This is a genomic window from Methylibium rhizosphaerae (genome assembly GCF_006386545.1).
GTDB classification, from domain to species: domain Bacteria; phylum Pseudomonadota; class Gammaproteobacteria; order Burkholderiales; family Burkholderiaceae_C; genus Pseudorivibacter; species Pseudorivibacter rhizosphaerae.
Genome location: NZ_SWAR01000012.1, coordinates 43030 through 66653 on the forward strand (window position 1 = coordinate 43030; position 23624 = coordinate 66653).

The following is a 23624-nucleotide window of genomic DNA, read 5'->3' on the forward strand; positions in this document are numbered from 1 at the left end:
GCGCACCTGTGTGCGGCGCAGCTTACCCCTGGCCGACGCCGGGGCTGCAACACGATGTTGCGGCGTGCGGACGTGGCGCACGCCGCTCCGCGGGCGCGACTCCAGGAGCCCCGTGGCCGTACCGCTCAGCGCCCCACGCCCACCACGGCCGGGTCGTTCATCGCGCGATCGATGTTGTCCAGGTACTTCGACGCATGCTCGTTGCCGGGGTCCGGGTTGCCCGAGACGTAGTACGCGAGCCCCTGCTCCAGGCCGCCGTGGTCGGCCACGCGCTGGGCGAGGTTGGAGGCCGCCATGCGCAGCTGCACGGTGGGGCTGTTCATGTATTGCTCGGTGGTCACGACCTGCGAGCCCACGCGCGAATTGCCGGGGCCGCCGTCGGACCACTCGCGCCCGTCGAGGAACTTGCGCGAGATCTGGCCCAGGCCGATGGAGGTGTTGTTCTCGCTGGCGCGCCCGAGGTCGCCCTCCGCCTGCATGGACTTGCGGAAGTCCTGCGTGAAGGCGCTGGATTCGGCTTGCAGTTGCGCGCGGAACTGGTTGGGGTCGAGTCCGTATTCGCGTGCCACCTGGTCGGCGGCGCGGCCGAAGTCGGCCTGCGTGCGGATCTGCGAATCCTTCTGCTGTTCGTCACCGCGCAGCACGGGCACGAACGTCGGCCGTGTGCGGCTGGCGGCTTCCGCCACGCTCGTGGCGGGCGGCGTGGACAACGGCAAAGGCGACGCGGGTGCAGCCACTGGCGACGCGGCCGACGGCATGTATGCCGGCGGTGAAGCTGGAGGCGCCGGCATTGGCGGCGGGGGAGGCATGCTCGTCGGCATGGACGGCTGCCCGCCGAACGGCGATGCGCCACCCAGCGGTGACGCTCCTGCCCCCGGCGCTGCACCCGCCAGGCTGTTCAGCAGCGGTTGCTGTTGCTGCTGCAGGTTCATGACGAGCTGTTGCAGCAGCGGCATCAGCGCCTCGAACAGCCCGCCCAGCTGGCTCATGATGTCGCCGTTGCCCGGCTGCAGCCGCGGCGTCTGGGGCGTGGTGGGCGCAGGCACTTCCTGCAGCATGGCGGCCCACTGCTGCAGCGGTGAAGTCTGGCGGACTTCGTCGAGCGGGGAGATGGACGGGATCGACATGTCGGGCTCGGCTGGTTTGCGGAGCCTTCAATGTGCCGGTGCCATGCCTGGCGCCCGGCGGCCGGGCGAAGTGGCGGCAGCGCGTGCGAAGCGCCGGGTTTCGCTCCGACAATCGGGCCTTCGGGCGCCTGCTCGATGCCGGCATCGACACTTCGATACTGCGGCGATGGTCAAAGGTGTCGACAGCCCGAGCAGCAGTGGTTCGGTCCGGCGCGGCGAGGCATCTTCGCCGGGCGCGGCGCCTGCTGGCGCCGGTGCCGGGCAGCTGCCTTCGATGTCAGGCGGAGCCGCAGCGAGCCTGAGGCCGCGCGCCGGCGACGACTCTGCCGCAACAAGCAGCAGCGCCATGCGGCCACGGTCGAGCCTGCCGCTTCCAGGCCGGGCCATCGAACCGGCCAGCCCGGAAGCCAGCGGCAGCCAGGCCGCCACTGCTCTCCCCGTGCAGACATCGGCTCGAAAGATGAATGCCGCGCTGATAGCGCGAGCCCTTGCCATGCTGGCCGAGGACCCCTTGCGTCCGTTGCGTGACATCGAGTCGGCCCTGCAACTGCACAGCACGAGCTACCTGTCGAGCTACATCGGCCCCGGTGGTGAATGCCGCAAGCCCGAGGTGATTGCAGCCTTTCCGGACTTCGCCGCCAACGCTGCGTCGATACGGAAGTCCCTGGAGGCGCTGAAGCAGCCTGGCGAAATCGTGAAGCTCGAGGCTTCGCGAGGCGTCAAGCGCTCACGCACGGAAGGGGCCGCCGCGGGGCAGAGTTCGCAGGTGTCGCTGTGCCATCAGGTCTTCGATGCCTTGCGCGATCGCATCGCGCAAGGCAAGAACGTGCATGGTTCCGTGATGAAGCGATGGGTGAGCCCTGTGGGGTGGCAACGGGACAATCTGGCGGGTCGCCTCTCCAAGGAACCGGATTACCCGCAATGGCGCAGCCGCATTGAACCGCTTGCGAAGCAGCTCGGCATCCTGGGTGACGACGAGCATCTTCCGGAACCCACCGCCCAGAGAGGGGTCTTCCAGGCCTCCAACCTGGTCGGGGCCTTGCGCCAGATCCATGCGCGCCAGGAGGCAACAGCCGAAGGTCGCCTCGACGACCCCTCCTTGAAGCAGCCGCTGTACCAGGGGGCCGGAACCAGCAAGGGGTCGTTGGCGAACTGGGTCGTCGCGGCCACGGGTGCGCTGAAGAAACCGCCGGCGAGCGTGGCCGCCCTCCCAGGGTATGAGCAGGAAAGCGGCGAAATCCGCCGCCTGCTTCGCGCGCTGGGACACGCCAAGGAGGCTGATGCCCTACCCGACCAGTCAGGAGCCCGGCAGCACATCTCGGCGGCCACCGTCGCCCGCGCATTTGCGCTGATTGCCGACAACCCGCAGCGGTCGCGTGGGGGCGTCGCGCTGGACGTCGGTTTGTCGAAAGAGACGCTCGCCCTCTTCATCGGGCCGCACGGCGCCGACGTTCCGAGGATTGCCCGGTTGCGCGACTACTCGGAGCATTTCGAAGCGATCCGCCAGGCGCTGCACCGCATGGGCCGCGCCGACCAGGCCAACCAGCTTCCGATGCCGTTGCAGCATCCCACGGCCACGGCTGGCCTGGCAGGACCGTCCACCGAGGCTGGAACGTCGGCGGCAGTGCTTTTGTCGGCACAGGAGTTCGTGCAGCGGGCCGAATCGACGGTGAACAAGATCGTGGCGGTGGCAGAACTCCTGCGCCAGGACCCCACGATGTCGATGCTGGCCGCGACGCAGTCCGTGGGCGCTTCGAAGCGCGTGATCCGTGCGCTGATGGACGACCGGGGCGCGTTGCGCGATCGACCCGACATCGAGCAGATGCTGCGTGACGTCAACCCCGTCACGTCCCAGGCCATAGGCAAGCTGGTGGCCAGGCTTGCCGAAAGGCTGGATTCCGCCGCAACGGCCCCCCATCAGCCGCAGGATGAACCGCCGCTGAAGCGGCTTGTCCTGGAGGCTGCCGGATTTGCACATGATCGTGTACTGCTGGTCGACCGGAACACGATGGACCCGGGCCCGGGAACCAGAGATCGGAAGCAAGCCATCTATTCGCAGAACCCGTCGCTGGTGCGCGAACCTCGCAGCTACGAGATCGATCGCCAGCGCCAGCCGTTGCGCTGGCTCAGCACGATGCTGAAGGCGCGGTTCCCCCGCGCCATGGAGGTCCAGTGCTACTACGACGCGCCGAGCCGGTCGGTCGTCGTCTCGGCGAATGTCCTGCAGGCCAATGCCGAGATCGACCGGTTCATCAAGAGCGGCGGCCTGGGCCACATGCTGGCCGACCAGGCGCCGCGACCCGTGGACAACACGCAGCGGGCAGAACGCCACAGTGCCAAGCTCCTGACGCGGCTCGACCCCGCGGCTGACCCGCACCCCACGCAGAACGCCGAGGAGATCCTCGCGGCGCTCGCGGAAGGCCGCATCCGGGTGCCGCGCAGGGGCCATTCGGCGGTGGACCTGCATGCCGAGCGGCGGATTGCACGGTACCTGGGCGACAACTTCGGACGGTCGTTGGACCGCACCCAGCTGGCGGGGACGATGCGGCCCTGCGGCACCTGTGCCGACGAGATCGGCGCAGGCCCGGACGAACACCGGGGGCCGTTCTGGATGTCGAAGGCGTCGCGCGCGGGGACGGTGAGCGATGCCGACATCGACCGGCAGGCGCGCGCCGGTGTCGGCACCTCCATCACGCTGGCTCGGAACGGACGCCTGACGTTCGGCCACGACACGGACAGCGACTCGGACGCGTGAATGAAGGGTGACGCGGCCCCAGGGGCCGGCGGCTACTGCAGCGACCGGATGGCGCGGGCGCGCCGCATCGCCGAAGGATGGGTGGTGGTGTCGCGCTCGCTGCCGATGTCCTCGAACAGCCGCGCCGCCTGAGCGGGGTCGTGGCCGGCCTCGCGCATCACCTGCGCGGCGAACGCGTCGGCCTCGAACTCATGGCGGTGCGACAGCGAGGTCAGGTGGCTGGCCACCAGCGCGCGGGCACTGCCTTCATCGGCCGCGCCGGTCACCAGCCGGGCCACGAAGCTGTGCACTGCGCCGTGGTGCTTGAGCTGCAGGTGCCCGAACTCGTGGGCGATGATGAAGAAGCGCTGCGCCGCCGGCCGGGCGGCCAGGCGCGAGCTGATGACGATGGTGTTGCCGCGGAACACGAAGCCGTCCTGCACGCAGTCGCGCACCTCGAAGCGAACCTGGTCTGGCACCGGGACCACCTCTGCAAAACGGGCGATGTCGGCTTCGATGACCTGGCGCTGCGGGTGGTCGGCACTCACCGCGGCGCAGCCCACCGGGCTCGCCTCGAACTGCCCGAGGATGCGCTCGGCCAGCGGCTGGGTGTGTGCGCCGGTGTGGAAGGCCGCTGTGAAAAAGGCCGCAACCAGCATCGCGATCGTCTTGATAAGCCCCTCGCTGTGATGACCTGTCGTCTACAGGCGTCACTGTGAAGCGAGGCGCATTTTTTGAAGAAGGAACTAATCGGCGTTTTGCCCGCCTGTTCGTGCGATCCGCCGCTCGTGTGTGAAAGGGTTGTCGCTGCGGCTTTCTGTAACACTGCGGCGCAGCGCTCCACTGCCGCACTACTGCCGCACCACTGCCGCCGCGACGCCCGCCATGCGACTCAAGCACATCGAGGTCTTCAACGCCGTCATGCTCACCGGCACGGTGAGCGGCGCGGCGCGCCTGCTGCACGTCACCCAGCCGGCCATCACCCAGACGCTGCAGCATGCCGAGCTGCAGCTGGGCTACGGCCTCTTCACCCGCCAGCGCAACCGGCTGGTCCCCACGCGCGAGGCGCAGGCGCTGTATCCGGAGGTGCAGCGGCTGCTGTCGCAGCTGGAACTGGTGCGCCGGCTGGCGGGGGCGCTGCGCCAGGGGCCGAGCCAGGAGCTGCGGGTGATGGTGGTGCCTTCGCTGGCGGTGAGCGCGCTGCCGGCGGCGCTGACGCGCTTTCGGGCCCGCTACCCGAAGATGTCGGTGTCGATCCGCACGCTGCATTCGCGCGAGATCGCCCAGGCCATCGCGCTGCAGGAGGCCGACGTGGGCATCGTCTACGGCAGCGCGCAGCACCCGGTGCTGCACGAGGAGCTGGTGGCCACCGGGCGGCTGGTGTGCGTGTCGCGCGTGGGCTCGCCCGGCGCCGACCGCCGCACCACCGTGGCGCTCGAGGATGTGGTGCGCGGCGCGGTGATCCGCATCGACGAGCGCGACCCGCTGGGGGCGATGCTGGCCGAGCAGTGGACCCGCCTCGGCCTGGAGCCGCGCGGCGACATCACGGTGCAGACCCACCACACCGCCATGGTGCTGGCCGAACAGGGGTTCGGGCCGGCGGTGATCGACTCCTTCACCGCCCAGGCCAGCCGCAGCGAGCTGCTGCACGTGCGCACGCTGCTGCCCGAGGTGCCGGTCACCGTGCGGGCGCTGCTGCCGCAGGGCGTGCGCTCCACCCGGCCGGTGGCCGAGTTCATCGAGGCGTTCCGCGCCGCCACGGCCGACGGTGCCTGAGCCCCGGGGGGCCATAAGCCCGCCTTATGGGAGGGCACGAAAACACGATGGCATGCAGCCTGCAAGCTGCATAGCATGGCCCTTCCTGCATCGGCGTCCGGCCCCCGCGAGGCCGGCCGCCACCCACCCATCAACCACCGGGGAATTCATATGCGGCAACTTCCTTTTGTCTTCCTGTCGCTGCTGGCTTCGTGCATGGCGCTGTCGTCGGCACAGGCACAGCAGCTCGCGGGCACGCTCGACAAGGTCAAGGCTTCCGGCAGCATCACCGTGGCCTATCGCGAGTCGTCGATCCCGTTCTCCTACCTCGACGACAAGGGCCAGCCCACCGGCTTCGGCTGGGAGATCTGCGGCCGCATCGTCGACGAGGTGAAGAAGGCCACCGGCCGCGCCGACCTGAAGGTGTCCACGCAGGCGGTCACGTCACAGAACCGCATCCCGCTGCTGCAGAACGGCACCATCGACATCGAATGCGGCTCGACCACCAACAACTCCGAGCGCGGCAAGCAGGTCGACTTCGCGATCAACTACTTCTACACCGGCACGCGTTTCCTCGTGAAGGCCGGCGCCCCGATCAAGGGCGTCGACGACCTGGCCGGCAAGAAGGTGGTCACCACCACCGGCACCACCAACATGCTGGTGCTGCGCAAGCTCAACAACGAGCGCAAGCAGCCCTTCGAGCTGATCGGCGCCAAGGACCATGCCGAATCGGCGCTGCTGGTGCAGCAAGGCCGTGCCGACGCGTTCGGCATGGACGACATCCTGCTGTACGGCCTGCGAGCCTCGGCGGCCAACCCGGCCGACTTCGCGGTGGTGGGCGAGCCCATCCAGGTGGAGCCCTACGCGATCATGCTGCGCAAGGACGACCCGGCCTTCAAGAAGCTGGTGGACGGCACCCTCACCGGGCTCATGAAGAGCGGCGAGTTCGAGCGGCTCTACAAGAAGTGGTTCCAGTCGCCCATCCCGCCCAAGGGCATCAACCTCAACGCACCGATGAGCCGCGAGCTGCAGGACAACCTCAAGGCGCTGTCCGACAAGCCCGCGCTCTGACGCCGGCCACAGCCTCGCGCTTCATTCCGATGGATACCGCAGCGCACGCCGTGCGCGGGCGGGCTGCGCCCTGCCCGCCCGACAGCCACATGCAGCAGCAGGCCGCCGGCGTGGTGGGCGTGCTGGGCGGCATGGGCCCGGCCGCCACGCTCGACTTCCTGCACAAGATGCTCGCGGCCACGCCGGCCGCCAGCGACCAGGACCACGTGCCGGTGGTGGTGAGCTCCATCCCGCAGGTGCCCGACCGCACCGCCGCCTACCGCGGCGAAGGCGCATCGCCCCTGGCCGCCATGCTGGCCAGCGGGCGGCGCCTGGTGGCCGCCGGCGCCCAGCTGCTGGTGGTGCCCTGCAACACCGCGCACCTGTGGTTCGACGAGCTGCAGCCGGCGCTCGGCCTGCCGATGCTGCACCTGGTGGACGCGGCCCTGGCCGAGGCCCACGAACGCGTCGGCCCGGGCGCGCGCCTGGGCCTGCTGGCCACCGATGCGACGCTGGCCTCGGCCCTCTACGTGAACCGAGCGGGCGGCCGGGTGAGCTGGTCGCTGCCTACCGCCGGCGAGGTGATCGAGTGGGTGATGCCCGGCATCGCGGCGGTGAAGGCCGGCGACCTGGCCGAGGGCCAGGCCTGCCTGCAGCAGGCGGCACGGGCGCTGGTGCGCCGCGGCGCGCAGGCCTTGGTGCTGGGTTGCACCGAGATCCCGCTGGCCCTGCGCGACGAGCACCAGGCCGGCGGCGCGGCGCTCGTCGATGCGACGGCTGCACTCGCGCGCCAGGCGGTGGCCTGGTCGTTGGCGCAACAGCACCCGGTGGAATGAACGCCCCGCGCACCGCATGTGTCGTCGGGGCCGGCATCGTGGGCTGCGCCACCGCCCATGCACTCGCACGTGACGGCTGGCGGGTCATCCTGGTCGATGCCGCAGCTTCGCCCGGCCAGGGCGCCACGCTCGCCAACGGCGCGCAGTTGAGCTACAGCTACGTGGAGCCGCTGGCCACGCCCGCGGCACTGGCGGCGCTGCCGCGCTGGCTGCTCGCGCCCGACAGCCCGCTGCGCTGGAGGCCGCGGCCTGAATGGGCGCACCTGCGCTGGCTGCTGGCCTTCGTGCTGGCCTGTCGCCAGGCCCGGGTGCGGCGCACCACGGCCGAGTTGCTGGCCCTGTCGTTCCACAGCCGCGACGTGCTGCATCGCTGGCTGCGTGAACCCGGGCTCGGTGAAGCCGCGCTGGCGGCCGGCCATGCGCAACCCGGCAAGCTGGTGCTGTACCGCCAGGCAGCCCAGCGTGAGGCGGTGGAGCGGCAAGTCGAACACCAGCGTGTGTTCGGCTGTCGACAGCGCCTGGTGAGCGCCGACGAATGCCGCACCCTGGAGCCTGCACTGGCCGCCACCGGCGGCGGCGACATCGCCTTTGGCGTGTGGACCGAGGACGAGGAGGTGATCGATGCGGCGAAGCTGGCCGCCGCACTGGCGCGGCAAACGGGCAGCGTGCAGCGGCGCCTGGGCTGCACCGCCGAGGGTTTCGTACGCCGGTCCGGGCGCATCGCGGGGCTCAGGCTGGCTGGCGGCGAAGAGATCGCCGCCGACGCCTTCGTGCTGGCCGCCGGGCCGGGCAGTGCCGCGCTGCTGCAGCCGCTGGGCGTGGCATTGCCGATCGAGCCGATCAAGGGCTACAGCATCACGCTGCCGGTGCGCCAGCCCGCCGCTGCGCCGCGCGCCAGCATCACCGACAGCGCCCGCAAGCTGGTGCATGCGCGCCTGGGCGATTCGCTGCGGGTGGCCGGGTTCGCCGAGCTGTGCGGCAGCGACCGGGCGGTGGACGCGCGGCGCATCGAGGCGCTGTGCCAGGCGGTGCGGGAAACCTACCCCGGCGCCTGCGACTTTTCGCAGGTGAACCCCTGGGCCGGCCTGCGGCCGGCCACGCCCTCGGGGCGGCCGCTCGTGGGCGCGACCCGCTGGCCCAACTTGTGGATCAACACAGGCCATGGGGCGCTGGGCCTCACGCTGGCGGCCGGCAGCGCCTCGCTGCTGGCCGACCTGATGCAGGGGCGCACCCCTGCCATCGACGCGACGCCTTATCGCCCTAGGGCCTGTTAACGCTATTTGGAGCCTCACGTGACCCAGGAAACGGGCGCCACTAGGCCCGCAGCGTCTGGTTGAAGAAGTCGATGGTGCGCTGCCAGGCCAGCCTGGCGGCAGCCTCGTCGAAACGCGGCGTGGTGTCGTTGTTGAAGCCGTGCTGGGTGCCCGGGTACTTGTGCGCCTCGTACTTCACGTCGGCCGCCTTCAGCGCAGCCTCGTAGGCCGGCCAGGCGGCGTTGATGCGCTCGTCGTTCTCGGCGAAGTGGATGAGCAGCCGCGCCTTGATGCCGGGCACCTTGTCGGCCGGCGCCGCGTTGCCGTAGAAGGGCACCGAGGCATTGAGCTCGGGCAGCCGGGTGGCCAGGTAGTTGGCCACGCCGCCGCCGTAGCAGAAGCCCACCACGCCGAGCTTGCCGTTGCCTTCGGGGCGCGCCTTCAGCCATTGGGCCGCCGCGACGAAGTCTTCATAGGCCTTGGGCTGCTCGAGCTTGCCGAACAGCTCACGTGCCTTGTCCTCGTCGCCGGGGTAACCGCCCAGGCTGTACAGCGCGTCGGGCGCAAAGGCGACGAAGTTGTCGAGCGCGATGCGGCGGGTGATGTCCTCGATGTGCGGGTTCAGTCCGCGGTTCTCGTGCACCACCAGCACCGTGGGCAGCTTGCCGCTCGCCTTGGCCGGCCTCACCAGGTAGCCGCGGGCCTTGCCATGGCCCTGCGGCGACGCGTACTCGACGTATTCGGCCTTCAGGCGGCCGTCGTCGGGCCTGACCTTCTGCGCCGCAGCGAACTTGGGGCTCAGCGCCTCGAGCAGCGTGGCCGCCGTCACCCCGCCCACCGCGAACTTCGCGGCGCCGTCGAGGAAGCCGCGGCGGTCGATGCCGCCGTGCACGTACTTGTCGAACAGCCGCAGCACCTCGGGGTGGAAGTCGCTGGCCTTGCTGAGGGGCTTCGGATCGTCCTGCTGCGCCATCTTGGGTCCTCCATGTTGGGGGAGCCCTTTTACTCGACCGGCTTTGCCCCTGCCAAGCACAGGGCGCGCAACTTCACACTTCTTCGCAATGCCGGTGCGAATGGCGTTCAGCTCGGCTCGGCCAGCGCCAGCCCGACGTTGCCTTCGACGGCTGCCAGGCGCTGCCGCGCGGCCTGCGGGTCGATGTTCTTCATGATGGCCACGATGGCCACCTTCACCTGGTACTGGCTCGCCTCGAGCACGCGGCGCGCGGTCGCCTCGTCGGCGCCGGTGGCCCGCATCGTGAGGTGCAGCGCGCGGCGGTACAGCTTGCTGTTGGTGGGGTGCAGGTCCACCATCAGGTTGCCCCACACCTTGTGCAGCCGCACCATGATGGCCGAGGACAGCGCGTTGAGCGCCACCTTCTGCGCGGTGGCGGCCTTCAGGCGGGTACTGCCCGAGATGATCTCGGAGCCGGTGTTCAGCGTCACCGCCACTTCGGCGCCGCGGGTGAGCGGCGCATCAGGGTTGTTGGCGATGCCGATGGTGAGCGCGCCCGCGGCCCGCGCCGCCTGCAGCGCGCCGAGCACATAGGGCGTGGTGCCCGAGGCGGCCAGCAGGATCACCACGTCCTGCGGGCCCGGCTGCTGCGCCAGCAGGTCGGCCTCGCCGCGCGGGTGGTCGTCCTCGGCGCCTTCCACCGCCTCGAACATGGCCTGCCGCCCGCCCGCCAGCACGGCCACCGCGCGCGACTTGGGCCATGAGAAGGTGGGGAACAGCTCGACGCTGTCGAGCACGCCCAGCCGGCCGGAGGTGCCGGCGCCCACGTAGAGCAGGCGCCCGCCGCCGGCCACGCGCGGCAGCGCCGCCATCACGGCCGCGGCGATCTCCTCGCGTGCGTCGCGCACGGCCTGCAGCGCGTCGACCTGGTCTTCGACCAGCGCGTCGACCAGGTCGGTCACGTCGTACTGGTCGAGGTGCGGATGGCGTTCGCTGGGGGCTTCGGTTTTCAGCATCGTGTCGGTTCGTGTTGATCACCGGAAGGGCCCCGACAGCTTACGCCTGCAGGGCTCAGACCGCTGCGGTCCAGCGCAGCTCGGGGTAGTGATGGATCTCGCCGTTGCCCATCAGCGGCTCGAGATAGAAGTCGGTCTCGGGCCAGCGTTTCACCAGGTAGCGCACCGCGCGCGCGACGAACCCATGCGCCACCAGCAGCACCGACTCGCCGCCATGTTCGGCTTCCAGGCGCTGCAGGCCGGCCTGCACGCGCGCCACCACCTCGCGAATGGTTTCCGCCCCCGCAGGCGCCTCGTCCCACTGCATCACGACCTTGCGGGCGTACAGCTCCGGGTAGCGGGCCTGCGTCTCCTCGTGGGTCAGGGTCTCGAACACGCCGAAGTCGCGCTCGCGGAATTCGCTCATCGTGAGGATCGGCAGGCCGCGTGCCTGCGACGCCAGCGAGGCGGTCTGCTGCGCGCGCAGCAGCGGCGACGCGACGATGCGCGTGATGTCGGGCGGCAACCGCTGTGCCAGCATCTGCGCCTGCGTCCAGCCGAGCTCGTTGAGCGGCATGTCGGTGGAGCCCTGGTAGCGCATCTGCACGTTCAGGTCGGTTTCGCCGTGGCGCGCGAGGTAGAGGTGGATGGGGCGACTCATGCGGGGCATTTTGCGCGGGGCGCGGCCTCGCGGCGAGCGGGCCTCGATTGATGCATAGTCGGCGGCCGGCACCACGACTGACACCTCAGGAGAGCTCCCCATGCAACTCATCGGCATGCTCGATTCGCCCTATGTGCGGCGGGTCGCGATTTCATTGCAGCTGCTCGGACTGCCGTTCGAGCACCGCTCGATCTCGGTGTTTCGCACCTTCGACCAGTTCAAGGGCATCAACCCGGTGGTCAAGGCGCCCACGCTGGTGTGCGACGACGGCACGGTGCTGATGGACTCGACGCTGATGCTCGACTACGCCGAAGCCCTGGCCGCCGCCAAAGGCACCGGTCGCAGCCTGATGCCCGGCGCGCTGGCGCAGCGCCAGCAGGCGCTGCGGGTCATCGGCCTGGCGCTGGCCGCCTGCGAAAAGAGCGTGCAGTTCATCTACGAGCAGACCTTGCGGCCGGCGGAAAAGCAGCACCAGCCGTGGCTGGACCGTGTGCAAGGCCAGCTGCTGGCGGCCTGTGCCGCGCTCGAGGCCGAGGTGAAGCGGGTGCCGCTTGCGGCCACCAGCGACACCATCGACCAGGCCGGCCTCACCTGCGCGGTGGCCTGGCAGTTCCTGCAGCAGACGCGCCCGGGCCTCGTGCCGGTGGCCGACCATCCGGTGCTGCAGGCGTATTCGCAGCGTGTTGAGCAGCTGCCCGAGTTCGCCGCCGCGCCGCACGGCGACGGCACGGTGGCCGGGCGCGGCTGACGGCCTGGCGGCTCGCACGGCACGGCATGGATCCGGTGGTGGTGGCGTTGGTGGTGCTGGGCGCGGCGGTCGGCGGTTTCGTGCAGGGCCTCTCCGGCTTTGCCTTCAGCATGGTGGCCCTGTCGATCTGGGCCTGGGCGGTCGAGCCGCGCCTGGCCGCCGCGATGGCGGTGTTCGGCGGCCTCACCGGGCAGGTGCTGGCCGCCGTGACGGTGCGACGGGGCTTCGACCTGAAGCGGCTGCTGCCCTTCCTGGCGGGCGGCGTGGTCGGCATTCCGATCGGCGTGGCGCTGCTGCCGCACCTGGACGTCACGCTGTTTCGCGTGCTGTTCGGCTCGCTGCTGGTGACCTGGTGCCCGGTCATGCTGATGGCGCGCCGGCTGCCGCACCTGCAGGCCGGCGGGCGCTGGGCCGACGGCGTGGTGGGGGCCACCGGCGGGGTGATGGGCGGGCTGGGCGGCTTCACCGGTGCGGTGCCCACGCTGTGGTGCACGCTGCGCGGCTTCGACAAGGACGCGCAGCGCGCCATCATCCAGAACTTCAATCTCGCCGCGCTGGCCATGACGATGGCGAGCTACCTCGCCTGCGGCGTGATCACCCGCGACATGCTGCCCATGTTCGCCATCGTGGCGCCCGCCATGCTGCTGCCCGCGCTGCTGGGTGCGCGCCTGTACATCGGCATCAGCGAAGCGGCGTTCCGCAAGATCGTGCTGAGCCTGCTCACCGCCTCGGGCGTCGCCCTGCTGGCGTCGTCGCTGCCTGTGCTGCTGCAGCGGTGAGCGGCTCGGCGCGCTGCACATGAGCTTTCCTCATGTGCAGCGCCGATAAGGTTCGTTCCGCCGCGACCTGCCGGCTCATAAGGTGTGCTCTTCCCAACACCCGAACACGGGAGCACATCGAGCCATGAGCATCAGCGCCATCAACGTACGCAACCAGTTCCGCGGCAAGGTCCGCGAGATCATCGAAGGCCCGGTCGTCTCGGAGATCGACGTCGAGACGCCCGCCGGGCTGGTGGTCACCTCGGTGATCACCACCCGTTCGGTCAAGGAGCTCGGCCTCAAGGTGGGCAAGGACGTGATCGCACTGGTCAAGTCCACCGAGGTGTCGATCGCCACGCTATGAGGCGCCCTGTGTTTACCTGGATGTCGAGGGCCGAGCGCCGGGCCGCTCCCAAGCCGGCCCGCATCCCCCCGGGGGATCGGCCGGCGTACTCGCCGGACGAGGGGCAGACATCCCAGAGGGCCGAGCGCCGGGCCGCTCCCAAGCCGGCTCGCATCCCCCCGGGGGATCGGCCGGCGTACTCGCCGGACGAGGGGCAGACATGAGCGCACACGCTGTTCGCGTGCTCGTCGTGCCGGGCCTGCACGGCAGCGGGCCGGATCACTGGCAGAGCTGGCTGCAAGGCCACTACCGCCACGCCGTGCGGGTGGAGCAGGACGACTGGGCCACGCCCGACGTCGACCGCTGGGCCGAGCGGATCGCCGCCACGCTGCGCCGGCACAAGCCGGCCCGCTGGGTGGCGGTGGCGCACAGCTTCGGCTGCCTGGCGCTCGCCCGCTACGTGTCCCGGCAGGGCCGCGCCCAGCACCTGCCGGTGCGCGCGGCGGTCCTGGTGGCGCCTGCCGAGCCTGACAAGTTCGGCATTTCGGGCCTGCTGCCGTCGAGCCCGCTGCCGTTCGGCTCGGTGCTGGTGGGCAGCCGCAACGACCCGTGGATGCGCCTGGACCGCGCTCGCGAATGGGCCGGGTACTGGGGCAGCCAGTTCATCGACCTGGGCCATGCCGGCCATGTGAACCCGGCCTCGGGCTTCGGCCCGTGGCCCGGCGGCAAGGCGCTGGTCGAGCGGCGCATCCAGCTGCTGCAGCGCGAGCGGCGCTTCGAGCAGGCCCATGCCACCGAGCTGTCGTTCGCCATCTGAAGTGAAGCGCCGGCCCGCCCAATGTCGGAAACCGGATATGCATGGCCGTTTTCATTCGTTCGTCGCGCAGCCCCGGCTTCCTAGCATGCCGGTCATCTTTTCGTTCCCGACCTCGTCACCCCCATCATGAGCACCGCTTCCCGTTTCATCCGCCGAACGCTGGCCGCCGCGCTGGCCGTGGCCGCCGCCACCACCGGCGCGGCCTTCGCCAAGGACATCTCGCTGCTGAACGTCTCCTACGACCCGACCCGCGAGCTCTACCAGGAATACAACGCCGCCTTCGCGAAGCACTGGAAGGCCAAGACCGGCGACAACGTCACCGTGAAGCAGTCGCACGGCGGCTCGGGCAAGCAGGCCCGCTCGGTGATCGACGGCATCGACTCCGACGTGGTGACGCTGGCCCTCGCCTACGACATCGACGAAGTGGCCGAGCGCGCGAAGCTGCTGCCCGCCGACTGGCAGAAGCGCCTGCCGCACAACAGCTCGCCCTACACCTCCACCTACATCTTCCTGGTGCGCAAGGGCAACCCGAAGGGCATCAAGGACTGGGGCGACCTGGTGAAGCCGGGCGTGTCGGTCGTCACCGCCAACCCCAAGACCTCGGGCGGCGCCCGCTGGGGCTACCTGGCCGCCTACGGCTGGGCGCTCAGGCAGCCCGGCGGCAACGACGCCAAGGCGAAGGAGTTCATCAGCAAGCTGTTCGCCAACGTGCCGGTGCTCGACTCGGGCGCCCGCGGCTCCACCGTCACCTTCGCGGAGCGCGGCCTGGGCGACGTGCTGCTGGCCTGGGAGAACGAGGCCCACCTCTCGCTGAAGGAATTCGGCGCCGACAAGTTCGACATCGTCTACCCGCCCAGCAGCATCCTGGCCGAGCCGCCGGTGGCGGTGGTGGACAAGGTGGTCGACAAGAAGGGCACCCGCGAGGTGGCGACCGCCTACCTGCAGTACCTCTACACGCCCGAAGGCCAGGAGATTGCCGCGAAGAACTTCTACCGGCCGATCGATGCCAAGGTGGCCGCCAAGTACGCGAAGCAGTTCCCGGCGGTGAAGCTGTTCACCATCGACGACACCTTCGGCGGCTGGGCCAAGGCGCAGAAGACCCACTTCGCCGACGGTGGTGTGTTCGACCAGATCTACACCCGCAAGTAAGCGAGTCCTCGCGTCGCATGCCCCAGGCGCGCACCGGACACCCCGGAGCGCGCCCGGTCTTTTGTCGCAAAACGCATAACGATCGAACAAATCAGTTGTTCGGCGCTGGATAGCCCTTCCCTACGATGCGGGGCTCATCCAATTTCCGGCCGCCCGTTTGCGGGCCGAAACACCATGGCTTCCTCGTTCTCCCGCCGCTTCCTGCTGTCCACGCTGGCCGCTGCCGGCCTCGCACTGGCCGCTCCCGTCGTGCACGCCGGTGCGACCCTGCTCAACGTGAGCTACGACGTCGCGCGCGAGTTCTACAAGGAGATCAACCCGGCCTTCGCGCGCCAGTGGAAGCAGCAGACCGGCGAGGACCTCACGCTCAACCAGTCGCACGGCGGCTCGAGCAAGCAGGCGCGTGCGGTGCTCGACGGCCTCGAGGCCGACGTGGTGACGATGAACCAGTCGAGTGACATCGACGTGCTGGCCACCCGCGGCAAGCTGCTGCCCGAGGATTGGGCGAAGCGCCTGCCGAACAACGCGGCGCCCACCACCTCGGTCACCGTGATCCTGGTGCGCAAGGGCAACCCGAAAAAGATCGCCGACTGGACCGACCTCGCCAAGCCCGGCGTCAGCGTCGTGATCCCCAACCCCAAGATCACCGGCAACGGCCGCTACACCTACGTGGCCGCCTGGGGCTCGGTCATCAAGGCGGGCGGCAAGCCCGAGCAGGCGCGCGAGCTGGTGAAGAACATCTTCGCCAACGTGCCGGTGTTCGACGGCGGCGGCCGCGCGGCCACCACCACCTTCGCGCAGCGCCAGATCGGTGACGCGCTTGCCACCTTCGAGTCCGAGGTCAACCTCATCAAGGCCGAGTTCGGCGACAACTTCGACGTCGTCTATCCGAAGTCGACCATCCTGGCCGAGAACCCGGTGAGCGTGGTCGACAAGGTGGTCGACAAGAAGGGCACCCGCAAGCAGGCCGAGGCCTGGCTCAAGTTCCTGTGGACCGACGAGGCCCAGGAGATCGCCGCCAGGCACCAGCTGCGCCCGCGCTCGCCGGCGCTGCTGGCCAAGTACGCGAAGGACTTCCCCAAGGTCAACACCTTCACCATCGACGAAGTGTTCGGCGGCTGGACCAAGGCCCAGAAGGAGCACTTCGACGACGGCGCGATCTACGACCAGATCCTCGGTGCCGGCAAGCGCTGACCGCAAGAAGGCGCGCCGTCATGATCTTCTCGCGCACCCTGCTGCGCAGGCACAGCGTGCTGCCGGGCTTCGACCTGGCGCTGGGCTTCACGCTGCTGTACCTCTGCCTCATCGTGCTGGTGCCGCTGTCGGCGGCCTTCCTGAAGACCGCCACGATGACGTGGCCGGCCTTCTGGGAGGCGGTGGCCTCGCCGCGCGTGGTGGCCTCCTACCGGCTCACCTTCGGCGCGTCGTTTGCCGCCGCGCTGCTCAATGCCTTGTTCGGCCTCATCGTGGCCTGGGTGCTGGTGCGCTACGACTTCCCCGGCCGCCGCCTCGTCGATGCGCTGGTGGACCTGCCGTTCGCATTGCCCACCGCGGTGGCCGGCATCGCGCTCACCGCGCTGTATTCGGCCAACGGCTGGATCGGCCAGTACTTCGCGATGCTGGGCATCAAGGTCGCCTTCACGCCGCTGGGCGTGTTCGTGGCCCTCACCTTCATCGGCCTGCCGTTCGTCGTGCGCACGCTGCAGCCGGTGCTCGAAGACCTGTCGAAGGAGCTGGAGGAAGCCGCCGCCACGCTGGGCGCGAGCCGCTGGCAGACCTTCAGCCGGGTGATCTTCCCCATCCTCACGCCGGCGCTGCTCACCGGCTTTGCGCTGTCCTTCGCGCGTGCGCTGGGTGAGTACGGCTCGGTGATCTTCATCGCCGGCAACCTGCCGATGGTGTCGGAGATCACGCCGCTGCTCATCATCACCAAGCTCGAGCAGTACGACTACGCCGGTGCCACCGCCATCGCGGTGGTCATGCTGGTGGCCTCGTTCGTCCTGCTGCTGCTGATCAATGCGCTGCAGGCGTGGACGCGGCGCCGGCAAGGCGGGGTTTGAACAACCACATGAACACAACCACCTTGTCTGCCCCTGCAGCGGCCAACGCCGCGCCGCTGGCGCCCACCCGGCCCGCCACCACCGAGCCGGCCTGGGTGCGCCGCGCGCTCATCGCGGTGGCGCTGCTGTTCCTCACGCTGTTCCTGTTCGTGCCGCTGGTCGCGGTGTTCGTCGAGGCCTTCAAGAAAGGCTGGAGCGTCTACCTCGCGGCCATCGTGGAGCCCGATGCGCTGTCGGCCATCAAGCTCACGCTCATCACGGCGGCCATCGCGGTGCCGATGAATCTGGTGTTCGGCGTGGCCGCTGCCTGGACGATCGCCAAGTTCGACTTCCGCGGCAAGAACATCCTGCTCACGCTGATCGACCTGCCGTTCTCGGTGTCGCCGGTGATCTCGGGCCTCATCTACGTGCTGGTGTTCGGCCTGCAGGGCTGGCTGGGCGAATGGCTGCGCGACCACGACCTCAAGATCATCTTCGCCGTGCCCGGCATCGTGCTGGCCACGGTGTTCGTCACCTTCCCGTTCGTCGCGCGCGAGCTGATCCCGCTGATGCAGGCGCAGGGCCAGGAACAGGAAGAAGCCGCCCGCGTGCTCGGCGCCTCGGGCTGGCAGATGTTCTGGCGGGTCACGCTGCCCAACATCAAGTGGGCGCTGCTGTACGGCGTGATCCTGTGCAATGCGCGGGCGATGGGCGAGTTCGGCGCGGTGTCTGTGGTCTCGGGACACATCCGCGGCCAGACCAACACGATGCCGCTGCACATCGAGATCCTCTACAACGAGTACCAGTTCGCCGCCGCGTTCGCGGTGGCTTCACTGCTGGCCTTGCTGGCGCTGGTGACGCTCGTGTTGAAGTTCCTCGTCGAGCGACGGGTGAATGCTGCGAAGGAATTGCTGCAATGAAACACAGCCACCAGGCCGGGCGGGCCGCCGCGCCGGGCCGCCCCAAGCAAGGCCCGACCCTCTCGGAGGGTCGATCGACGTACTCGGCGAGCGGGGAGTCGGCATGAGCATCGAAGTCAGAAACCTCAACAAGCGGTTCGGCAACACCGTCGTCTGCGACAACCTGAACCTGTCGCTGCCCAGCGGCGAGCTCGTCGCGCTGCTCGGCCCGTCGGGCTCGGGCAAGACCACGCTGCTGCGCATCATTGCCGGGCTCGAAGTGCCCGACAGCGGCAGCGTGCATTTCCATGGCGAAGACGCCACCGGCACCGACGTGCGCGAGCGCCAGGTCGGCTTCGTGTTCCAGCACTACGCGCTGTTCGGCCACATGAGCATCTTCGAGAACGTGGCCTTCGGGCTGCGGGTGCGGCCCAAGGCCACCCGCCCGAGCGAAGCCGAGATCAAGAAGCGGGTCATGGAGCTGCTGGAGCTGGTGCAGCTCGACTGGATCGCCGACCGCTTCCCGCACCAGCTGTCCGGCGGGCAGCGCCAGCGCATCGCGCTGGCCCGCGCGCTGGCGGTGCAGCCCAAGGTGCTGCTGCTCGACGAGCCCTTCGGCGCGCTCGATGCGAAGGTGCGCAAGGAGCTGCGCCGCTGGCTGCGCCGCCTGCATGACGAGGTGCATGTGACGAGCGTGTTCGTCACGCACGACCAGGAAGAAGCCATGGAAGTGGCCGACCGCATCGTCGTGATGAACCATGGCCGCATCGAGCAGGACGGCCCGCCCGACCAGGTGTACGACCATCCGGCTTCGCCCTTCGTGCTGCAGTTCCTGGGCGACGTGAACCTGTTCCACGGCCGCCTGGGCCATGCGCCCGGCGGCGCCGCGGCCAAGGGCGAGGTGAGCTATGTGCGCCCGCACGAGCTGCAGGTGCTCGGCGCGGCCGAGGAGGGCACGCTGCCGGTGACCCTGTCGCAGACGCTCACCGTCGGGCCGCAGACCCGGCTGGAATTCAAGCGGGTCGACGACGGCAGCTATGTCGACGTGGAACTGCCGCGCGCCGAGTACAACGCGCTGCGCGAGCAGCTCGGCCTGCAGGCCGGCAGCACGGTGTACCTGAAGCCACGCAAGCTCACCCGCTTTGCGCCCGGCGCCGCCGAAGAGCAGAACGACCCGGCGGCCATGATCTGAGCCTGGAGGCGAGCACTCAGGCCGCGCCTTCCGGCGGCGTCCACCCCAGGCGCTGCAGCAAGGCCATCGCCGCCGCCGGCGCGCGTTCCTTCGCGCCGCTGATCATGTAGATGAACACCTCGCGCGACTTCGCGGTCGCCTTGGCCGGCGGGTCTTCCACCCGCGGCAGCTCCGCCGGCTCCTCGCCGGCAGCCCAGGCGCGGGCATGTTTCGCCCAGTCGTCCAGCGCCTTCGGGCCATAGCCGGTGGGCACGTCCGACTTCGTGCGCATCAGCCGCGCATAGACGAAGTCGCCGGTCACGTCCGAGAACGACGGGTAGTCGTCCGAGTCGGTGAACACCGTGCCCACCTTGTACTTGCGTGCGAGCGCGAGGTACTGCGGCACCAGGAAGCTTTCATGCCGCACGTCCATCACATGGCGCAGCCTGAAGCCGTCCACGTCGTGGGGCAGCAACTGCAGGAAGGCCTCGAAGTCCTCGGCCTCGAACTTCTTGGTGGGCATGAACTGCCACAGCACCGGCCCGAGCTTGTGCTTCAGCTGCGCGATGCCGCTGTCGATGAAGCGCGACACCGAGTCGCCCGCCTCGGCCAGCACCTTGCGGTTGGTGGCAAAACGCGAAGCCTTGAGCGAGAACACGAAGCCGTCGGGGGTTTCGTCGTGCCATTTCGCGAAGCTCTCGGGCTTCTGCGTGCTGTAGTAGGTGCCGTTGATCTCGATGGCGCTCAGCTGGCGGCTCGCATATTCGAGCTCGCGCTTCTGCGGCCAGCCCTTGGGAAAGAAGTTGTTGCGCCAAGGCTCGTAGGTCCAGCCGCCGACGCCGACGTGGATGTTGTTGAGCTGCGGCTTCCTGGTCGTGGCCATTGCGGTGCTCTCGCCTTCGGGTTGCAGGGCGCACATGATGCCAACTTGTTCACGCCCTTGCGTGGCGGACGGCCGAGCGGCCATGCACGCAGGCGTTGCAGATGGATACGATCGACACCGTCGATGACAAGGCACACCCGGACGAAAGCCGGGGTCGCAAAGCTTCCGGTCTAAAGCATCTCTTGCGAGGGGTGCCACGACAGCGGGGTTGCCGGTGCGGCCACGCACCGTGTCCTCCCACGGCAGCCGATGCAATGCGCCGGGTCTTCGAGCCATGCAAGCCCAGGAGACCTCGCCATGCTGCCTCTCACCGTTCGCCAGACCCTGCACAACGACGGCAGGTCGATCATCGTGACGGCCGTCGACCCCGACCAGCGGGAATTCGTCGGCGTCGCTCGCCGCCACGGCGAAGCGCAGGACCACGACTTCGTCTTCATGCAGGTCGACCGGGTGACGCTGATGGAATACGACCGCGGCCTGGTGGACCTGCGCACGGTGATGGACCAGCGCTGCTCGGGCATGGTGGTCGAGGCCACCGGCTATGGCGAACTCGACGAGGTGATGACCGGCGCCGTGGTGCACTCGGCCTTCGGCGAGCTGCCGATGCCGGGGCCGGTCGTCTCGTGCGACCTCGAACTCTGACCTGAGCTGACCTCCGAGGTCAGATCTCGAACAGCGCGCCGGGCTCCCGGTTGAGCGCCTGCTCGACCACCGGCCGCGTGAGCGGCGAGGCAAACGTCTCGATGAAGTCGTAGACATAGGCGCGCAGCCAGGTGCCGCGCCGCAGCGCCAGCCGCGTCATGTTCACCGCGAACAGATGGCGCGCATCCACCGCGCGCAGGTGCTGGTCGCGCTCCTCGTCGTAGGCGATGGAAGCGACGATGCCCACGCCCAGTCCCAGCTCCACGTAGGTCTTGATCACGTCGGCGTCCATGGCGGTGAGCACGAACTGCGGCGCGAGCCCTTGCTTGCGGAAGGCCTCGTCGATGTGGGTGCGGCCGGTGTAGCCCGCGTCATAGGTGATGAGCGGGTACTGCGCCAGCCGCTCGAGGGTGAGCGGCCCACCGCCCAGCAGCTCGTGCCCGGGCGGCACCACCACCGAGTGGGTCCAGCGGTAGCACGGCAGCGCCACCAGCGACTCGTATTGCGCGAGCGCCTCGGTGGCGATGCCCAGGTCGGCCTCGCCCTCGAGGAGCATCTGCGCCACCTGCCGCGGCGAGCCCTGGTGCAGGTTGAGCTGCACCTTCGGGTGGCGCGCGCGGAAGTCGCGCACCGCGGTCGGCAGGGCATAGCGGGCCTGCGAGTGCGTGGCGGCGATGGTGAGCTGGCCGTGGTCCTGCTGGTTGTAGTCCTCGCCGGCGCGCCGCAGGTTGTCGGCTTCCAGCAGCAGCCGCTCGACGATGGGCAGCACCACCTCGCCGGGCGGCGTGAGGCCGGTGAGCCGCTTGCCGGCGCGCACGAAGATGTCCACGCCCAGTTCTTCCTCGAGCTCGCGGATCTGGCGGCTCACGCCGGGCTGCGAGGTGTGCAGCGCGTTGGCCACCTCGGTGAGGTTGAAGCCGCGGCGCACCGCCTCGCGCACCGAGCGCAATTGCTGGAAGTTCATCGCGCGCCTGCTAGGCCTTGTTCGGCTGCGGCGTGAGGCGCAGGTAGGACGTCACCGCCCGGTAACCCTTCGGGAACTTCTGCCGGATGACTTCGGGGTCCTGCAGCGAAGGCACGATCACCACGTCGTCGCCGTCCTTCCAGTTTCCCGGCGTCGCCACGCTGTGGTACTCGGTGAGCTGCAGCGAGTCGATGACGCGCAGGATCTCGTCGAAGTTGCGTCCGGTGCTGGCCGGGTAGGTGATGGTGAGGCGGATCTTCTTCTGCGGGTCGATGACGAACAGCGAACGCACGGTGGCGGTGGTGCTCGCGTTCGGGTGGATCAGGTCGTAGAGCTCCGACACCTTGCGGTCCGCGTCCGCCAGGATCGGGAAGTTCACCACCGTGTTCTGCGTGGTGTTGATGTCGCCGATCCACTTCCGGTGCGAATCGACCGGGTCCACCGACAGCGCGATCACCTTGACGTTGCGCCGGGCGAATTCGTCCTTCAGCTTGGCGGTGAGGCCGAGTTCGGTGGTGCACACCGGGGTGAAGTCGGCGGGGTGCGAAAACAGCACCCCCCACGAGTCGCCCAGCCATTGGTGGAAGCGGATGGGCCCTTCGGAAGAGTCCTGCTCGAAGTCCGGGGCCGTGTCGCCCAGTCGCAAGGAAGCCATGAACCTTCTCCTGAATCGATATGCGATCGGAGCATTATCAAAAGCCTCGCTTATGCGATGAACGACAGATTGCTTCTATCCTTAGGCGGCAGCTGAATAAACCGGGCTCAGTCGGCCTCGATCTTCGACGTCTTCACCACCTGGCTCCAGCGGGTGTATTCGCCACTGGTGAAGTCAGCGAACTGCTGCGGGTTCATGAAGTCGGCCTTGGCGCCTTGCTCGGCGGCCTTCTGCTCGAAGGCCGGCGTGGCCAGGATCTTCGCGATCTCGCTGCTGAGCCGGTCGACCACCGGCTGCGGCGTTTTCGCCGGCACGAAGACGCCGAACCAGGAACTCGCATCCAGCCGGGGCAGCCCGGCTTCGGTGGCGGTCGGCACGCTGGGCAGCGAGCCCAGCCGCGCCTTGCCCGTCACTGCCAGCGCCCGCAGCTTGCCCGACTGGATGTGCGGCATGAACGGAGGCGGCGTGCCGAAGGTCAGGTCGATCTGTCCGCCCAGCAGGTCCTGCAGGGTCGGTGCCGTCCCCTTGTAGGGCACGTGCGTCATCTGGATGCCGGCCTGCTGCTCGAGCATGGCGCCGGTCACGTGCTGCAGCGAGCCGTTGCCGGACGATCCATACGTCAGCTTGCCGGGGTTGGCCTTGGCATAGGCGATCAGCTCGGCCATGGTCTTCACCGGCAGCCCGTCGCGCACCACGATCACCTGCGGCGCGCTCAGCACGTTGGCCACCGGCCGGAAGTCGGCGGTGCTCCACTGCGCCGGCTGCCGGCTCACGTGCGGCGTGATCACGTGGTAGCCGGAGTACTGCATGAGCAGCGTGTAGCCGTCGGCCTCGGCACGCTTCACGGCCACGGCGGCCAGGTTGCCGCTGGCGCCCGAGCGGTTGTCGACCACCACCGTCTGGCCCAGCGCCTTGCCCAGCGGCTCCGCGAGCATGCGCGCCGCGATGTCGGTGGTGCCGCCGGCCGCGGCCGGCACGATCATCGTGACGGTCTTGTTCGGATAGCCGGTGCCCTGGGCGGCGGCCGGCAGGGCGGCTGCCGCCAGCACGGCGCTGGCGGCGATGAGGTGAAGCAGCTGGGTGGCCATGGTGTCTCCTGAGGTCTCGTGATGCGCCGGAACGGTGGTGCGCATTGTTGAAACGCGCCCGCGGTCGCGGAATGACCGAAACGAGAGGCGAGCTTTCGCGAAACG

Annotated in this window: 24 protein-coding genes and 1 riboswitch; of the genes, 15 read left to right on the top strand and 9 right to left on the bottom strand. The window is 69.2% G+C overall.

Annotated elements, in window-relative coordinates:
* Positions 1–125 precede the first annotated feature (125 nt).
* A complete protein-coding gene (locus tag E8D38_RS11105; RefSeq protein ID WP_140629440.1) occupies positions 126–1127 on the bottom strand; it encodes an FmdB family transcriptional regulator in 1002 nt (333 codons plus the stop codon).
* Between the two features lie 460 nt (positions 1128–1587).
* Here E8D38_RS11105 and E8D38_RS11110 point away from each other — a divergent pair, with 460 nt between their 5' ends.
* The gene (locus E8D38_RS11110; RefSeq protein WP_140629443.1) at positions 1588–3882 is read left to right on the top strand and encodes a hypothetical protein; all 2295 of its coding nucleotides are present in this window, start codon (positions 1588–1590) and stop codon (positions 3880–3882) included.
* Between the two features lie 32 nt (positions 3883–3914).
* Here E8D38_RS11110 and E8D38_RS11115 read toward each other — a convergent pair whose 3' ends face one another.
* A complete protein-coding gene (locus E8D38_RS11115) occupies positions 3915–4520 on the bottom strand; it encodes a M48 family metalloprotease (protein WP_140629446.1) in 606 nt (201 codons plus the stop codon).
* Between the two features lie 226 nt (positions 4521–4746).
* Here E8D38_RS11115 and E8D38_RS11120 point away from each other — a divergent pair, with 226 nt between their 5' ends.
* The 4 genes from E8D38_RS11120 to E8D38_RS11135 all read left to right on the top strand — a co-directional run bounded on the left by E8D38_RS11120 (position 4747) and on the right by E8D38_RS11135 (position 8776).
* Positions 4747–5637: a LysR family transcriptional regulator gene (locus E8D38_RS11120; protein WP_140629453.1), complete on the top strand. Its 891-nt coding sequence runs from the start codon at positions 4747–4749 to the stop codon at positions 5635–5637.
* Between the two features lie 150 nt (positions 5638–5787).
* On the top strand, positions 5788–6687 hold the full coding sequence (locus E8D38_RS11125) for a transporter substrate-binding domain-containing protein (RefSeq protein ID WP_140629456.1): 900 nt from the start codon (positions 5788–5790) through the stop codon (positions 6685–6687).
* 29 nt (positions 6688–6716) lie between these two features.
* On the top strand, positions 6717–7502 hold the full coding sequence (gene cuyB / locus E8D38_RS11130) for a cysteate racemase (protein WP_219851719.1): 786 nt from the start codon (positions 6717–6719) through the stop codon (positions 7500–7502).
* Complete coding sequence (locus tag E8D38_RS11135) at positions 7499–8776, top strand: D-amino acid dehydrogenase (protein ID WP_140629459.1); 1278 nt, start codon at positions 7499–7501, stop codon at positions 8774–8776. The genes cuyB and E8D38_RS11135 overlap by 4 nt, the downstream gene beginning before the upstream one ends.
* Positions 8777–8816: 40 nt before the next feature.
* Here the strand turns inward: E8D38_RS11135 and E8D38_RS11140 are convergent, their stop codons facing one another.
* The 3 genes from E8D38_RS11140 to E8D38_RS11150 all read right to left on the bottom strand — a co-directional run bounded on the left by E8D38_RS11140 (position 8817) and on the right by E8D38_RS11150 (position 11363).
* Complete coding sequence (locus tag E8D38_RS11140) at positions 8817–9728, bottom strand: dienelactone hydrolase family protein (protein WP_140629463.1); 912 nt, start codon at positions 9726–9728, stop codon at positions 8817–8819.
* 107 nt (positions 9729–9835) lie between these two features.
* On the bottom strand, positions 9836–10723 hold the full coding sequence (locus E8D38_RS11145; RefSeq protein WP_140629466.1) for an N-acetylmuramic acid 6-phosphate etherase: 888 nt from the start codon (positions 10721–10723) through the stop codon (positions 9836–9838).
* Between the two features lie 55 nt (positions 10724–10778).
* Entirely contained in the window at positions 10779–11363 is a 585-nt protein-coding gene (locus tag E8D38_RS11150; RefSeq protein ID WP_181179057.1) for a histidine phosphatase family protein, read from the bottom strand.
* 100 nt (positions 11364–11463) lie between these two features.
* Here E8D38_RS11150 and E8D38_RS11155 point away from each other — a divergent pair, with 100 nt between their 5' ends.
* From E8D38_RS11155 to E8D38_RS11195, 9 genes are all read left to right on the top strand, one after another.
* Positions 11464–12111, top strand: coding sequence for a glutathione S-transferase family protein (locus E8D38_RS11155; RefSeq protein ID WP_140629474.1), 648 nt, complete (start codon positions 11464–11466; stop codon positions 12109–12111).
* Positions 12112–12137: 26 nt separating this feature from the next.
* A complete protein-coding gene (locus E8D38_RS11160) occupies positions 12138–12890 on the top strand; it encodes a sulfite exporter TauE/SafE family protein (RefSeq protein ID WP_140629479.1) in 753 nt (250 codons plus the stop codon).
* A gap of 124 nt (positions 12891–13014) precedes the next feature.
* Positions 13015–13233: a TOBE domain-containing protein gene (locus tag E8D38_RS11165; protein ID WP_140629485.1), complete on the top strand. Its 219-nt coding sequence runs from the start codon at positions 13015–13017 to the stop codon at positions 13231–13233.
* A 199-nt stretch (positions 13234–13432) separates the two neighbouring features.
* Positions 13433–14029 (top strand): RBBP9/YdeN family alpha/beta hydrolase, encoded by a 597-nt coding sequence (locus E8D38_RS11170; protein WP_140629492.1) that lies wholly within the window; start codon positions 13433–13435, stop codon positions 14027–14029.
* A 126-nt stretch (positions 14030–14155) separates the two neighbouring features.
* Positions 14156–15178, top strand: coding sequence for a sulfate ABC transporter substrate-binding protein (locus E8D38_RS11175; RefSeq protein ID WP_140629497.1), 1023 nt, complete (start codon positions 14156–14158; stop codon positions 15176–15178).
* A 174-nt stretch (positions 15179–15352) separates the two neighbouring features.
* The gene (locus E8D38_RS11180; RefSeq protein WP_140629500.1) at positions 15353–16372 is read left to right on the top strand and encodes a sulfate ABC transporter substrate-binding protein; all 1020 of its coding nucleotides are present in this window, start codon (positions 15353–15355) and stop codon (positions 16370–16372) included.
* A 20-nt stretch (positions 16373–16392) separates the two neighbouring features.
* Positions 16393–17238: a sulfate ABC transporter permease subunit CysT gene (gene cysT / locus E8D38_RS11185; RefSeq protein ID WP_140629504.1), complete on the top strand. Its 846-nt coding sequence runs from the start codon at positions 16393–16395 to the stop codon at positions 17236–17238.
* Between the two features lie 8 nt (positions 17239–17246).
* Positions 17247–18137: a sulfate ABC transporter permease subunit CysW gene (cysW, locus tag E8D38_RS11190; RefSeq protein WP_140629512.1), complete on the top strand. Its 891-nt coding sequence runs from the start codon at positions 17247–17249 to the stop codon at positions 18135–18137.
* Positions 18138–18240: 103 nt separating this feature from the next.
* A complete protein-coding gene (locus tag E8D38_RS11195) occupies positions 18241–19308 on the top strand; it encodes a sulfate/molybdate ABC transporter ATP-binding protein (RefSeq protein ID WP_140629516.1) in 1068 nt (355 codons plus the stop codon).
* 16 nt (positions 19309–19324) lie between these two features.
* On the opposite strand, the gene E8D38_RS11200 is transcribed toward E8D38_RS11195, so the two are convergent.
* Positions 19325–20206 carry a DUF72 domain-containing protein gene (locus tag E8D38_RS11200; protein WP_425462764.1) on the bottom strand — a complete coding sequence of 294 codons (882 nt, stop codon included), beginning with the start codon at positions 20204–20206 and terminating at the stop codon, positions 19325–19327.
* 84 nt (positions 20207–20290) lie between these two features.
* A riboswitch (cyclic di-GMP riboswitch) is annotated at positions 20291–20386 on the top strand.
* 81 nt (positions 20387–20467) lie between these two features.
* On the opposite strand from E8D38_RS11200, the gene E8D38_RS11205 reads away from it, so the two are divergent.
* Complete coding sequence (locus E8D38_RS11205) at positions 20468–20812, top strand: hypothetical protein (RefSeq protein ID WP_140629522.1); 345 nt, start codon at positions 20468–20470, stop codon at positions 20810–20812.
* Positions 20813–20831: 19 nt separating this feature from the next.
* On the opposite strand, the gene E8D38_RS11210 is transcribed toward E8D38_RS11205, so the two are convergent.
* The 3 genes from E8D38_RS11210 to E8D38_RS11220 all read right to left on the bottom strand — a co-directional run bounded on the left by E8D38_RS11210 (position 20832) and on the right by E8D38_RS11220 (position 23519).
* Entirely contained in the window at positions 20832–21776 is a 945-nt protein-coding gene (locus E8D38_RS11210; RefSeq protein WP_140629526.1) for a CysB family HTH-type transcriptional regulator, read from the bottom strand.
* A gap of 10 nt (positions 21777–21786) precedes the next feature.
* Positions 21787–22431 carry a peroxiredoxin gene (locus E8D38_RS11215; protein WP_140629529.1) on the bottom strand — a complete coding sequence of 215 codons (645 nt, stop codon included), beginning with the start codon at positions 22429–22431 and terminating at the stop codon, positions 21787–21789.
* A 107-nt stretch (positions 22432–22538) separates the two neighbouring features.
* Positions 22539–23519 (bottom strand): Bug family tripartite tricarboxylate transporter substrate binding protein, encoded by a 981-nt coding sequence (locus E8D38_RS11220; RefSeq protein ID WP_140629534.1) that lies wholly within the window; start codon positions 23517–23519, stop codon positions 22539–22541.
* Positions 23520–23624 lie beyond the last annotated feature (105 nt).